The organism is Tistrella mobilis KA081020-065, from assembly GCF_000264455.2.
In the GTDB taxonomy this organism is placed as follows: domain Bacteria; phylum Pseudomonadota; class Alphaproteobacteria; order Tistrellales; family Tistrellaceae; genus Tistrella; species Tistrella mobilis.
Map to the genome: position 1 here is coordinate 134,216 of NC_017966.1, position 14,375 is coordinate 148,590.

The following is a 14,375-nucleotide window of genomic DNA, read 5'->3' on the forward strand; positions in this document are numbered from 1 at the left end:
CCGGCGGGTGTTACACCGCCTGCCCCGCCGCCCAGCCCGACGACCAGGCCCATTGGAAATTGTAGCCGCCCAGCCAGCCGGTGACGTCGACCACCTCGCCGATGAAGTGCAGGCCGGGCAGTTTGCGGGCCATCATGGTTTTCTGGTCCAGTTCGCGGGTATCGACACCGCCCAGCGTCACCTCGGCGGTGCGATAGCCTTCGGTGCCGGCCGGGCGGATCCGCCAGGCGCCGACCGCATCTGCAAGCGTTCTCAGGCGCCTGTCGCCCAGATCCGCCAGCCGGGCGGTCTCCACCCCGTGATCCTCGGCGATGCGCTGCGCCAGCCGGCGCGGCAGCAGGCGAGAGAGCACGGTCACCGGCGCCTGACGGCCGCTGTCGCTGCGTGCCTGGCGCAGTAGCTCGAAGACGTCGACGCCCGGTGCCATGTCGACCACGATGTCGCGCCCGTCGCGCCAGAAGGACGAGATCTGCAGAATGACCGGGCCGCTGAGGCCGCGATGGGTGAAGAGCAGCGCCTCGTCGAAGCCGGTGCCGTCGCACGACACCCGCGCATCCACCGCCACCCCGGCAAGCGGCTTGACCCGGGCCAGATCCTCGGGCCCGAATGTCAGCGGCACCAGTGCGGGACGGGTTTCGGTCACCTTCAGCCCGAACTGCCGGGCGATGTCGTAGCCGAAGCCGGTGGCGCCGATCTTGGGGATCGACAACCCGCCCGAAGCGATCACGAGCGAGGCGCAGTGGATCATCTCATTGCCGGTCCGCAGCCGGAAACCGCCATCGGCTGCCGCCTCCACCGTCTCCACCCCGGTCGAGAGCGCGAGTTCCACCCCGCCGGCCGCCATCTCGTCGGTCAGCATGGTGATGATCTGCTGTGCGCTCTGGTCGCAGAACAGCTGGCCGAGGATTTTCTCGTGGAAGGCGATGCCGTGGCGGCGGACCAGGGCGATGAAATCCTGGGATGTATAGCGCGACAGCGCCGAGATGCAGAAGCGCGGATTTTGCGACAGGAAGTTGCGCGGCGCCGTGTTCAGATTGGTAAAGTTGCAGCGCCCACCGCCCGAGATACGGATCTTCTCGCCCGGCGTCTGCGCGTGGTCGACCACCAGGACGCGCCGGCCGCGCCGGCCGGCTTCGGCCGCACACATCATGCCGGCGGCACCGGCGCCGATGATCACCACATCCCGATATCGCGTCTTCATGCCCGACGTCACCTCAAAGCTTCAGCCTTGCTCTATCATGAGCCCTGCGCCGGCTGAAGAGCCGCCCTGCGGAAAACCCTCCACATTATGAGAATTTCTTAACCGCTCATCGGTTACAAACCGGAGACACACGCCGGCCTGCCTGTGGCGGCGGTGCGGAGGCGGTGCAGAGGAGCGGGGCATCGGCATGGCGCGTCGGTCTTGGTTCGGAGATGGAGCTGGGGGGCACCGCCTGCGGATGCTCAGGCCCGCCTATGTCCGCATCGTGCCGGTGCTTGTGCTGTTGGCCGGGCTTCTGGCCGCGGGCAACGCCTGGTACCTTCAGCGCGACGAGAACCGGTACCAGACCACGCGGGAGCTGAACCGGGCCGCTGCAGAGGCTGCCCAGACCATCGGCGACCGGCTGCAGATCATCGAGCACACCCTGCATGGCGCCCGCGGCGCCATGGTGGCGGTGGGCTCGCGCAGCTTCGACGAGGAACGCTTCCGGCGGTTCGCCGAGGCAATCGATTTTCGCCGCGACCTGCCGGGCGCCCTGGCGCTCGGCTTCGTCCGGCGGGTGGAGACCGCCGACCTCGCTGCCTATCAGGCCCGGGAACGGCGCGAGGGGCGCGAGGATTTTCGCGTTCAGCCGATTGCGCCCGGCCGTGCGGGCGAGCATCTGATCGTCGAATATGCCCATCCGGCCGGCGCCGAAGGTCTGGCCACCGGGCTGGATCTGGTGACCAACCCCGCCATCCGCGAGGCGGCGGCACTGGCCCTCACCATCGACACCGCCGTCCTCAGTGCGCCGTTGATCCTGCGCCCCTCGGGCCCGGCCAGCGAGATGACCGGCATGGTCATGGCCCTGCCGGTGCGCAGCGCCATGCACGGACCCGCCGATGCCCTGGTGATCATGTCGCTGGCGGTGGATCGCGTGCTCGGCCTGGGATTGTCGCGCGACGACACGCTGATGGTCACCATCTCGGACGTCACCGACCATCCCGGCGGCGCGATCCTGCAGCTGACCGGCTCGGCCGACCTCAAGGGGCAGCGCGTCTACCGGCCCGTGACCTTCTACGGCCGGTACTGGCGCGTCGACGTCACCCCCGGCCCGGCCTTCATCGCGCGCCTGAACCTGTTGTCGCCCTGGTGGGTGGCGGCAAGCCATCTGGGGCTGGCCGTCATCGCGGCGCTGCTCGCCTATCTGATCCTGAACCGGGTGGACCGCCGGCTGCGCGACGATGCGCGCCGGCTGGCCGCCGCCGACGAGCTGGAGCGGCTGGTCGCCATCCGCACCGCGGAACTCCGCGAGCGCGAAGCCCGCTTCCGCGCCATCACCGAACTGTCCGCCGACTGGTACTGGCAGACCGATGCCGATGGCCGGTTCATCGAAATCTCGGGCGGGATCGAGCGTTTGGGCTTCGAGGCCGACCATGTCGTCGGCCGGAGCCGGCGGGAGCTGGCGGCCGATCCGGATGATCCGGGACTTGCGATCTATGATGCCGTGGCCGCCCGCCGCCAGCCCTTCCGCCGCGTCGCCTATCGTGTTGCCGGCGGCGAGGGCGAGATGCGCACCATCGAGATCAGCGGCGACCCGATCTTCGGGGCGGATGGCCGCTTCCAGGGCTATCGCGGCTCGGGACGCGACGTCACCGACGATGTGGCGGCGCGCCGCGAGATCGAGCAGGCCTATGCTACCGTCGCCGGCGTTCTGGACGCCTCGCTGAACGCCGTCTTCGTCTATGTGGCCGAGCGCGACGCGGCGGGGCGGCTGACCGATCTGCGCCTCAGCATGATCAACGCGGCCGGTGAGGCGCTGTCGGGCGTGCGCGCCGATGACGTGATCGGCAACTCCCTGCGGGGCAGCCTGCTGCCCGGCGAGGAAGAGATCTTCCGCCGTGCCCGCAGCGTGGTCGAAACCGGCCGCCCCGAGCGCTTCTATCAGCTGGTCAACCGTGCGGGCCGCGACATCTGGGTCATGATCCAGACCGTCCGGCTGGGCGATGGCTGCGTGATCACCGCCGCCGACGTCACCGAGGCGCGGATCCGCGAGGCGCGGTTGCGCGAAAGCGAGGCGCGGTTGCAGGCGCTGATCGGCACGGTGGGCGTCGGCATCGTCGTGCTGGACGGCGACGGCCAGGTAATGATGATGAACGCCGCCGGCGAGCGCCTGTTCGATCGCCGTGCGGCCGAGGTGGTGGGCGACAATTTCTGCCATCTGGTGCCGCGGCCCGAGGGGCTGGAGGCTGCAGGCGATGACGAATGCGGCGGCTCGATCGCCGATGGCTGCGGCGCGATCCACCAGGCGATCGCCCTCAGGGCCGACGGCACCTCCGTGCCGGTCGAGGTCTCGATCGGTGCCTTCGATACCGGCGATGGCCCGATGTATGTGGCCGCGATCGCCGACATGACCGAACGCGACCGCTCCATGGCCGAGCTGCGCCGGGCGCGCGAGGAGGCGGATGCCGCCAACGCGGCCAAATCGGCCTTCCTCGCCAATATGAGCCACGAGATCCGCACGCCGATGAACGGTGTCACCGGCATGCTGCAGATCCTGCTCGCCACCCCGCTCGATGCCGATCAGCGGCGCTATGCCGAGGTCGCGCGCGACAGCGCCGACAGCCTGCTGGGGCTGATCGACGACATTCTCGACGTCTCCAAGCTCGAAGCGGGGCGGATGGAGCTGGAGCGCCTGCCTTTCGATCTGGAGGAGCTGGTCGACGGCGTGATCGCGATCCTCGCCCCCCGCGCGCGGGACCGGCGGATCGATCTGGCCGGGGTGGTCGACTCCTCGGCGGTCGGTAGCTGGATCGGCGATCCCACCCGTATCCGGCAGATCCTGGTCAATCTGGCCGGCAATGCGGTCAAGTTCACCACCGCCGGCCATGTGTCGATCGAGGTTTCGGCGATCGCCGCCGATGACGACCGCGGGCGGCTGCGCTTCCGGGTGGAAGATACCGGCGTCGGAATCGCGGCCGATCATCTGGACCAGCTGTTCCGGCCCTTCTCTCAGGCCGATGCCTCCGTCACCCGCCGCTTCGGCGGCACGGGGCTGGGGCTTGCGATCTGCCGCGACCTGACCGCGCTGATGGGCGGCACGATCGATGTCGTCAGCCGCGAGGGCGAAGGCTCGGTGTTCACGGTCGAGATCGGGCTGGAGCGTGTGGCCGATGCGGCGCGCACGACCCCCTCCATGCCGGTGCTGGCCGGTCGGCGCGCGCTGGTGGTCGACGCGGTAGAGGTCACCCGCCGCATGGTCGCCCGCCAGATCGAGGCGCTGGGCATGGACTGCGTGGAGGTCGCCTCTGCCGGTGAGGCGCTGATCATCCTGGAGATGAGCGTCGCCGGCGAACGTCCGATCGATCTGGTGATCAGCGGCCTGAACCTGACCGGTCTCAGTGCGGCACGTCTGGCGCGCTGGGTACGGCTGGATCCGGATCTGGCGGGGGTGAAGGTGATCGCGGCCACCTGCGGCGTACCGGTGCCGGACGAAGAACTCTATGACGGCGTGATCTCCAAGCCGGTCCGCCGGCGCGAACTGGCGGATCTGATGCACCGCCTGCTCGACCCCGAGGCCGCGGCCGCCCGCGGCGTCAGCCCGGCCCCGGCCGAGGGGCCGGGCCATGGCCGGCGCCTGCTGCTGGTTGAAGACAATGCCACCAACCGCACCGTGGCGACGGTGATGCTGGAACGCCAGGGCTATACGGTCGAGACCGCCGAGACCGGCGAAGGGGTGGAGCTGCGGCTTGCCGAGGGCAGTTTCGATGCCGTGCTGATGGACATCCAGATGCCCGTGGTCGACGGTATCGAGGCCACCCGCCGCATCCGCGCCGCCGAGGCGGCGGCCTGCCTGCCGCCGGTGCCGATCGTGGCGCTCACCGCCAACGCCATGGCGGGCATGCGCGAAGAGTATCTGGCGGCTGGCATGAATGACTATCTGGCCAAGCCCTTCCAGGTCGACGACCTGCTGGCGGTGGTCGCAAAGTGGTGCGGCGGCCGGGCGACGCCGGCCGCATCCGCCCGGCCTGCGCGGCCGCCGGCCGTGCCGGTTCTGGACGAAACCGCGCTCGACCAGGTGGCAGCCGTGCTGCCGGTGGAGAAGTTCGAGGATCTGGTCCAGAGCTTCGTCACCGCCGGTGTGGCCCAGCTGGATGAAGTCCGCGCCGCCCGCGCCGCCCGCGATATCGACCGCCTGCGCCGCAGCGGCCACGACATCATCTCCACGGCCGGCAATTGCGGGTTGATGCAGCTGTCGGACGCCGGCCGCCGCCTGCAGGTCGCGGCCCGCGCCGGCGACCTGGACCAGGCGGTCGAAGTGGCCGGCGAAATCCTTGATGTCGGCCCGGCCGCCATCGAGGCCGTCCGCACCCGCTTCGGCTCGCCGCGATCGGCGGCCTGACCGGCTCAGTCCGCCAGCCCGATCTCGCGCAGCCGCTCCGCCAGATAGTCCGCGGCTGTTTTGTCTGCCGCAAGCCGCACCTCGGGTCGCGGATGGATGAAGATCGGCATGGACTGGCGGGCGGTGTGGTCGCCCTGTGCCGGGTTGACCACCCGATGGGGGGTGGCGGGCAGATAGCCGGCGGTGGCGAGTGCCAGCATGTCGCCGCCATTGACCGCGATCATGCCGGCATCGCAGGGCACGGCATGCCAGCGGCCGGCGGTATCGCGCGCTTCCAGCCCCGGTTCCGAGCCCGCGACCAGCAGGGTGATCAGGTTGATGTCCTCATGCGCGGCGGCCCGGACGGCGCCGGGCTCGGCATCCTCGCCGACCGGCGGGTAGTTCAGCACCCGGAACAGCGAGCGGTCGGAGCCGGCGACCATGGCGGGCAGCGGCTCCGACAGCCGGTCGCGGATCCCGGCCGGCAATTCCTCCTGGATCCAGCCGAGCAGGGTGGTGCCCAGATCCGACAGCTGCCGATAGATTTCGCGGGTATCATCTGCAATCTCTGGCGGCAGGGCCGTGTCGGGATAGACGTGGAAGAACTCCTTCAGATCCTTCACCGCCACCCCCTTCGCATTTTCCGACCGGAAGGGGAAATAGCCGCTCTGGCTGCCGGGTGCACGGATCCAGCCCCGCTTTGCCGGATCGGCGAAGAACCGTGCCCACCCGGCATGCAGGCGGGCGATCAGCCCGGCATCGATCGGATGCGCACGGAGCACCGCAAATCCGGTATCGCGCAGCGAGGCCAGGAACCGGGCCGGCGCCCGGGCGTCGGTCATGTCGATGCTGTCGATGGCGAACATATGAGAGGGCACCCTAGTGCATTGACCGAGCGGAAGGGACATATTGGAGGAGCATTCTCCGGCGATATATGGGTAGAATCTACCCTGGATATGTATATATCTCTATCTTCGGTGCGGTGTCGCCTATCTTACCTATCCGTGGATTGCTACGGCCTCCTGGAACATGTTTGGCAAGTCTTGATCATGCTGGGGGCATGGAGGTAGTGGGGGATGATAGTGATGTAGGCAGGAATAATGGCGGTGATTTGGCGCTGGCCGCTTCGGTTCTATGAAAAAGGACGGAGTTGTGGTTGAGGTTCAGAAGATCATCATAGATGAATTTTGGCATAAGATGATATATAAGGTATGTATATTGTTAATATCGTGCCTTTCTGTCGTCCATAAACCAGAGATATCACATGCGTCTGAAAATGTAGGCGCGTTGATTGGTTTTCACGAGGATCCGTTGCCTATATATGACCGCTTTGTTTCTAGAGGACCGATAGGATATCTACATATCGAAGATATTTCAAAAGTAATTATTTTAGAAATCGACAATGTATATGTAATTTTCAGTTACGATGATGAAAAATATATAACGAGAAGATTTCTTTTGGAGTTTTCAAGAGAGACTAATGAAGATTGCATTAGGTTGGAAGATAATATTTCTGGCTCAAGGTCTGTAGGATACGCGTGCAGATGAAGAATTTTTGGAAGGTGTCAATTTTTAAATTGAAAAAATTCCCATTATATGTGATTATTCCATTCTCATTAGTAGTATTTTTCCATCAAATTGATTTATTTGGAATAAAAGGTCAGACAGAAAAGCAGTCGGCTCGAATGATCAATATCGCGCTTTCTCACATGTATCCTTCGCATAATAGCTATGTCTTGCCAGTCATCATAACGGAAAGAACGTTAGAAAGACTTGGATCATCCTATCCATTGCCCGAAAATATATTATCGGATATGATATATATGCTATCTCAATTTGGAGCTAAAGCTATATTCATCGACATGACTTTCTCCGGAAGAAGAAAAACAGAATTATCACATCTTCTTCAGGCAATTAAATATGCAGCTAGTAATAGAACTCATATTTTTTTTCCAATTAATGGATACAAAAGTGAAAATTTCGACGATATTATGAAATTAATAAATGAAAGCCCGTCAATTCATGCCGTTGACATTTCGCTTGGAAATAATAGATCCGGATTAAATTACCCAAAGAAGAGGAATATAGCGGTTCTGACGCCTGCTTTTGCCATATGTGCGGCTTTCTACGGCGAAAACTGGTGCCGATCTGATGTTGCCAAGCTGGAAATCGCGAACATATGGTGGCGAGGATCGGAGGAAGAGAGCCTATATGACGCCGCTAAAGATGTTCTGCAACATATCATTCGGAACATCTCTGGAGATTTAAAATCGTATGATGATAATAAGCCAATTGTATATATAAAAATGGAAACCTTTGAGTCAATATACCTCGGAGAATTCTCGGGCACGGATAGGGAAAAGCTAACGAGTCAGATCGTAGTCATTGGACAAAATTTGCATGGATTAAATGATTCTGTTGAAACGTCAATTGATGACTCGATGCCCAGCCTTCTATACCATGCCATGGCGATTGATAATCTAGCTGCACTAGAAACAGAATTCTCTATAAATAAAATCTCTCGGCATATTATTGAAGTAATTATAGCAATAATTCACTATGTCTCAATATGTATATATAGAAAATATACCCGAAAATATTATGAATGTTATATTTATAATAATGAAAAATTCATAAAAAGGCTCATTGTACTGCCAATATTAAACATCGTACCGACTATCGTTGTTTTTGGGATGATTTTCATCATGTCGATTCTATTATTCGAGTTCTTGCAGATGAGGTCTGTCTTGGATCTCTTGGGCATTATCGGTGCGGTGGAGCTCGGTAGAATGTTAACGCCGGCATCAGAAGACAAAGTGTCTAAAGTATAATGAAATAAAATAAATTCAGAGTCCGTTCGAGAACTTATCTATGATTTCCACCTCCTTGCGATTCTCCGCATCATGATCCGGATCATGGCGAGGCGGAGAAATGCCAGAGCCATCCGTGACAGGTTCTCGAAGTCCTTGGCCAGCCTGGGACAGCGGCCGAGCATTCCGAAGGTCCGTTCCACGATCCAGCGTTTGGGCAGGATCTGGAAGCTCTTGGTGGTATCGGAACGCTTGACGATTTCCAGTTACCAGACGCCGAGTTCACGCACGGCGGCAGCCGTGGCGGTCCCCTGATAGCCACCATCGGCGAAGATGCGCTCGATGAACGGAAACAGGCGGCGGACCTCTTTCAGCACCGGCAACGCGCCGTCCCGATCCTGGATGTCGGCAGGCTGGATCTGCGCTTCCAGCATCATGCCGAGCGTGTCGACGACGATGTGCCGCTTCTTGCCTTTGACCTTTTTACCCGCGTCGTAGCCCGACGGATCGATCCGCGCCCCCCTTTTTCCGCGCTTTTGACGCTCTGGCTGTCGATGATTGCCGCAGTCGGGCCGGCCTCTTTCCCGGCCAGTTCGCGGACATCCACGAACAGGGCATGGTGGATCCGCGCCAGCGTGCCATCCCATTCCCACAGACCCAGATATTCATGCACCGTGCTCCGCGGCGGCAGATCCTTGGGCAGGGCCCGCCATTGGCAGCCGGTCATCAGCACATAGAACACACCGTTGAGAACTTCGCGGACATCGACCGTGCGCTGTCGACCGCCGCGCTTCGCGGGCGGGATCAGCGGTTCGACCAGCGCCCATTCTTCATCCGTCAGGTCGCTCGGATATCTCAGGCCCGGCCGTTCATAAATCCGGCGGGTTTCCGTCGTCCACATTCTGTCCGCTCCCTTTTTCTCTGGCGCGGCATAGAATCACAACGGATTCACCGGATTCAATAACATTCCGGACGGGCTCTTAACGAATTAGAATATTTGTTTCGTCAATTAAGGATATTATAAGAAGATGGCAGTCTATATCTGATTTTTGGAAATATTCGCAAAAAGCTTGAAGGCCATCTTGGCCTTTTTCGAATCCATAGTATTCTAAGATATAATCGAAATAATTGTTCACGTACTTTTGATATATTAGATTAATTTTGTATGCTTCTTCGCTGAAAATTAAGGATCCTAAGTTATCTTCAATTTCTCTCCTCAGTTCTTTTAATTCTGTAATCGGATTCATTCCAAAACACATATCTTTTTCAGATTTTATTTTTGAACACTTATCTACGTGCATATTCGGAATAGGAGGAATCAAACCAAAACTATCCGGATAGCGCAAAGTGTATGTTGCCAAATACCAAGCCGGCATGCGCATATTTAACGCATACATGGCTTTCGCTACAAATAAAAAACTTACATCATAATAAGAGCCGTGTTCATAATAATTGGCGAGTATTTTTCTATATTGTCTAGTTCGCAACCAAAAGTTGATATTGTCCAATCGAGCATAATCATAATTTTTTGTAAAATAATGCTGAGGTGCATAATAATACTGAAGGGGGTTTCGAGAGAGTTCTCCTAATGGAGCAGGGCGAATTTCCTCAGCAGATGCGACGGTAGTATAAAAAAAGATACTCAGAACAAAAATTGAAAAGAATCTACCCCTCATTTTTTAATCTCCTTATTTCATTGCGGATACGCATGATACGTTCATCAAAAGATCCATAGTGACCCACAGGAGATTTTGGTACATTGTAATATATATAGAACCGATTGAGGGCTGAAATTGCTGCATAGACATCATAGCCAGCTTTAGAAATTAGCCGCAACCCGACGGCGTCAGCCAAATATTCTTGATCCATTGAAAAATATAACCCGCTATGCTTCGATATATCCGAAATTACTTCATTCTTAGCAATTTCGAGAAATACCAAACAGGGTGGACATGTTAGATACACCGATAGCGATAATGGTATCAGTTGCGCGTCTTTGTTAAGTCTCTCGTATGAAACGTTTTCTGCAAATAAATCGTCATTATAAGCGATATGAACCATTTCATGCGCAATCATCCACGCAAGTTCCTGCTCATCTAGTGTTCTTGAAAACTGTGGATCCACTAATAATGTTCCGTTCTCCATCACCGAAAATGTAAATGGAATATCCTCTAATTTTATATTCGTCCCTAGGCGTCTATTGTATTCTTCCAGCGCAAGTATATATTCTGGATCAGATTTTATTATAACGCGGGCATATTTTGTCGAAAAATTATTCAAAATTGCAATTTTCGTCCAAGTGCGACGAATTCGAATGACTTCTTCATCCTTAGATTTTCCATACCCTATCCCATCATACGTATAGAAATATGTTGAAATATTATTGAAATCATCTCCATCTGATCGAATTGATACGTAGCTGCTACAAGACATCAGACACACGGATAGTGTTGATGTAAAAACTATTCTAAGTATGCGATAAATATTCTGCATTATCTTTCCACATTCTGCCGAAATGCGCAAAGTCGCCGTGAGAAAGTTAATTAGCCGGGTACATTGTAGGCGCAATTATGTGCGTGACTTCCCAAATTCGCAAGATCGGTTCGGCGAAGGCGCACGGTCCCAACATAGCAGCCTCAGCGCGCCGCCACCACCGCAGCCGCGGCGATCATCAGGCTGCCGGCGCCCCGGTTCAGCGCGCGGATGCGGGCCGGGCGGTCCAGCAGGCTGCGGGCTTTCATGCCGATCAGCACATGGCCGCCCACCACCACCACCTCGACCGCGGCGATGATCGCCAGCAGCAGGGCGGTATCGGCCACCCCCAGCGGCCGCACGCCAAGCGCACCCGGAAGAAGTGCCAGATAAAAAATCGACATCTTTGGGTTGCTGACATTGAGCAGGAAACCGGTGATGTAGAGCCGGAACACCCCGCCCGAGGCCGCCCGCGGCTTGATCACGGGTGCCGCCCGCCACATGGAGATGCCCATCCAGACCAGCCAGGCGGCCCCCAGATACTGCACAAAGGCCAGCTGTTCGTTCATCGTCTGGGCGAGCGCGTTGAAGCCGATCGCGGCCAGGATCACGAAGCCGAAAATGCTGGTCACCACGCCCGCGCCATAGGCGAGGCCATGGGCCGGGCCGTCGGCCACGGTCTTCGACAGAATGGTGACGTTGTCGGGGCCGGGGCTGGCGGCGAACACGAAAAAGGCGATGGTGAAGGTCAGGATGGTCTGCAGATCCATGGCGCCCCTCCGTCAGATGGCCGTGGCGGTGGCTTCGGATGTCGCATCGAAGCGGAAATAGCCGCCGGGGGCGTAATCCGTCCCGACGGATTTATAGCGGCTTGCGGGGGCATCGAAGCCGAAATCGAGATAGTGCAGCAGGGCGTTGCGCACCTGGGGCGTGTCGATCGTCACCGGCGGCAGCGTCAGCTCCCGCCCCGGCCGGTCATGGGCCAGGTGGCGGAAGATCCGGTCGCGGATGCCGATGCCTTCGGGCATGCGGATCTTGGGTCGGTTGATCATGACATCGGCAATCTCGCCGCGAAAGGCTTCGCGCAGGATCCATTTCTCCACACCGCCGCGCAGCTTCAGATCGAATGGCAGGGCCATCGCGAAATCGACCAGCGCCCGGCCCAGAAACGGCACCCGGCATTCCACGGAATGGGTCATGCTGGCCCGGTCGGTGCGTTGCAGATCGGTGCGGTGCAGATTGCCGACCCGATAGGTGGTCAGGGCATAGGGGTCGGCGGCGGTGCGGAACATGTCGTAGCCGGCGAAGAGTTCGTCGGCGCCGTCGCCGGCGATCGCGACCTTGAAGCCGTTGGCCCTGACGGCGGCATGCACGGCGGACATCGAGATCATGTCCGAGATGTCGACCGGCTCGAAGAACTCGCCGTCGAAGATGGCGCCCCGGATCCGCCGCGGGATCATCTCGGGTGCGAAACCGGTGACGATATGGCGGATGCCCCGTTCGGCGCAGAAGGCGCGGGCGAAGGCCAGATCCTCGCTGTCTTCCGTGCCCACCGAAAAGGCGGTGACGTCGGGGTGGTGGCGGGTCGCCAGGTGCAGCAGGATGGTACTGTCCAGCCCGCCCGAGAAGATCACCGCCAGAGGCAGGTCGGTCTGCACCTGCCGGCGGACGGCGGCATCCAGCAGGGCCCGGCAGCGGCCGACCGGGTCGGGCCCGATGACGGCCGGGTCGTGCGCCGCCTGAAAGCCGGCATAGCGGCTGATCACACCATCGGCCCAGACATGGCCGGGGGCAAGCTCAGTCACCCCGGCGATCAGGCCGATGAAGGCCTTGCGTTCCGATGCGAAGGCCACCCAGCCGCCGGCCGTGGCCATATAGAGCGGCTTGACGCCCAGATGGTCGCGGGCGGCAAAACTGCTGCCGGTGGCGGGATCATGGATCACGAAGGCGAAGATGCCGTCCAGCCGGTCCACACAGGCCGGCCCCCAGGCGCCGAAGGCCGCCAGCACGGTCTCGGTGTCCGATGCGGTGCGGAAGTGATGGCCGCCGGCATCGAGTTCCGCGCGCAGCTCTTCATGGTTGTAAATTTCGCCATTCATCACGATCAAGCGGCCGCTTGCCGGATCGACCACCGGCTGACGGCCATGGGCCCGGTCGACGATCGCCAGCCGGTTGGTACCCATGCCGCCGCCCGCACCCGGCATCCCCCGGCCCTGCGCGCGCCGGCCCTGCGCGCGCCGGACTGGCAGCAGCAGATGTTCGGCGAAGTTCCAGCTGTCGCCCCGATGGCGCAGCGCGCCCAGCATGCGCATCAGCGCCGCTGCCGGATCGACCGGCGGCGGCAGGTCGGGGGTGGCCGCCAGCGGCAGGATGGCTGCAATACCGCACATGGGCGCAGTCTCCTGCGCCGGTGGGCGTGCTGCGGGTGCCGATGGCGACCAGCGCCGTGCGCGCCAGCCGCGCCGTCCAGCCATGGGTGGAAGGTGCAACCCGGATCGCGCCCAGCATGTCGGGCAGGGCGGCGGCAATCCGGGCGCGGCGGCTGGCCGGGGTGTCGCCCGCACCCACCAGATCGTACATCCGGTCCAGATGGTCGAGCAGGGCATCGCGCGCCGCTGCGGCGTCGGCACCGTGCAGGGTGAAGGGGTCGTCGATATCCATCACCCGCACGTCGCGGAAGCCGGCTGCGGTCAGCAGGCTGAACATTTCGCTTCGGGTAAAATGGCGGTGGGGATGGCCGGTTCGCGACCAGGGATGAACCACCCGGTCGAACCAGCGGGCGGTGCTGCCGCCGGTTTCGAAATCATGCAGCACCAGCCGGCCGCCCGGGCGGAGCGTCCGGAAGGCCTCGGCCACGGCCGCGGGGCGGTCGTCGTCATTCAGATGATGGCTGCCATATGCGATCAGCACCCCGTCGAGCGCGCCGCCCCGGATCAGGCTATGGGTGGCGGCCTGGCGCAGCGCCGGCAGGTCCCGGGCCAGGCAGGCTTCCACCATCAGCCGCGACAGATCGGCCGAGACGATCATCGGCCCGGGTGTATCCAGCCCGTTCACGAACCGCGCGAGCGTGCCGTCACCACCCAGCACGTCGAGCAGCAGGGTTTCGGGCCCGGGGATGCGATCGAAACCGGGCGAAAACAGGCGGAGCAGGGCCGCCATGCCCGGCGCGCGGTTGTCGGTGGCCCTTTGCGCCAGGTTATAGGCGGTACCGCGGCCGCCGGTGTCAGCGTCCTCGAACTCCCACGAGGCGGCGTTCATGGCGGCAACCGCATCGCGCAGGGCCGCCGGCGCCGTGCGGCCGGGGTCGAGCAGCCGGTCGAAGACCGGGAAGCGGGACCGCAGCATCTGCAGCGCGGCCGGGGCGGGAAGATCCTCAAGATAGAGCGGTTCGGTTATGACGGACTGATCGAAGGCCAGCATCGCGACACCATTGCGGTGACGGACGGCGTGGGGGGCCGCGGTCCGGAGATGGATCAATCTCCGGATGCTGTATTGTCTTCAGCTTTTGATCAATATGGATTCAAAGATAGAA

At 60.7% G+C, this 14,375-nt stretch carries 9 protein-coding genes and 1 pseudogene; 2 read left to right on the forward strand and 8 right to left on the reverse strand.

From position 1 onward, the window contains the following. Positions 1-10 precede the first annotated feature (10 nt). Positions 11-1,201: an NAD(P)/FAD-dependent oxidoreductase gene (locus TMO_RS21445; protein WP_014752889.1), complete on the reverse strand. Its 1,191-nt coding sequence runs from the start codon at positions 1,199-1,201 to the stop codon at positions 11-13. Between the two features lie 238 nt (positions 1,202-1,439). Here TMO_RS21445 and TMO_RS29865 point away from each other — a divergent pair, with 238 nt between their 5' ends. Further along, entirely contained in the window at positions 1,440-5,582 is a 4,143-nt protein-coding gene (locus tag TMO_RS29865; protein WP_051045579.1) for a PAS domain S-box protein, read from the forward strand. A gap of 5 nt (positions 5,583-5,587) precedes the next feature. Here TMO_RS29865 and TMO_RS21455 read toward each other — a convergent pair whose 3' ends face one another. Further along, positions 5,588-6,427: an isopenicillin N synthase family dioxygenase gene (locus tag TMO_RS21455; RefSeq protein WP_014752891.1), complete on the reverse strand. Its 840-nt coding sequence runs from the start codon at positions 6,425-6,427 to the stop codon at positions 5,588-5,590. 678 nt (positions 6,428-7,105) lie between these two features. Here TMO_RS21455 and TMO_RS30750 point away from each other — a divergent pair. Further along, positions 7,106-8,392, forward strand: a complete 1,287-nt coding sequence (locus tag TMO_RS30750; protein WP_145978354.1) for a CHASE2 domain-containing protein — start codon at positions 7,106-7,108, stop codon at positions 8,390-8,392. A gap of 38 nt (positions 8,393-8,430) precedes the next feature. Here TMO_RS30750 and TMO_RS30755 read toward each other — a convergent pair. The 6 genes and pseudogenes from TMO_RS30755 to TMO_RS32380 form a co-directional block, all read right to left on the reverse strand. Next, positions 8,431-9,272, reverse strand: a pseudogene (locus tag TMO_RS30755) (IS5 family transposase). A 79-nt stretch (positions 9,273-9,351) separates the two neighbouring features. Further along, positions 9,352-10,047 (reverse strand): hypothetical protein, encoded by a 696-nt coding sequence (locus TMO_RS31360; protein ID WP_145978355.1) that lies wholly within the window; start codon positions 10,045-10,047, stop codon positions 9,352-9,354. Further along, on the reverse strand, positions 10,037-10,864 hold the full coding sequence (locus tag TMO_RS30760) for a M48 family metalloprotease (protein WP_014752896.1): 828 nt from the start codon (positions 10,862-10,864) through the stop codon (positions 10,037-10,039). Before TMO_RS30760 ends, TMO_RS31360 begins: the two co-directional genes overlap by 11 nt. Positions 10,865-11,007: 143 nt before the next feature. Further along, positions 11,008-11,613 (reverse strand): LysE family translocator, encoded by a 606-nt coding sequence (locus tag TMO_RS21470; protein ID WP_014752897.1) that lies wholly within the window; start codon positions 11,611-11,613, stop codon positions 11,008-11,010. A 12-nt stretch (positions 11,614-11,625) separates the two neighbouring features. Beyond that, on the reverse strand, positions 11,626-13,026 hold the full coding sequence (locus TMO_RS21475; RefSeq protein ID WP_051045580.1) for an asparagine synthetase B family protein: 1,401 nt from the start codon (positions 13,024-13,026) through the stop codon (positions 11,626-11,628). Next, positions 12,917-14,320: a class I SAM-dependent methyltransferase gene (locus TMO_RS32380; RefSeq protein ID WP_051045581.1), complete on the reverse strand. Its 1,404-nt coding sequence runs from the start codon at positions 14,318-14,320 to the stop codon at positions 12,917-12,919. The genes TMO_RS21475 and TMO_RS32380 overlap by 110 nt, the downstream gene beginning before the upstream one ends. Positions 14,321-14,375: the final 55 nt, after the last annotated feature.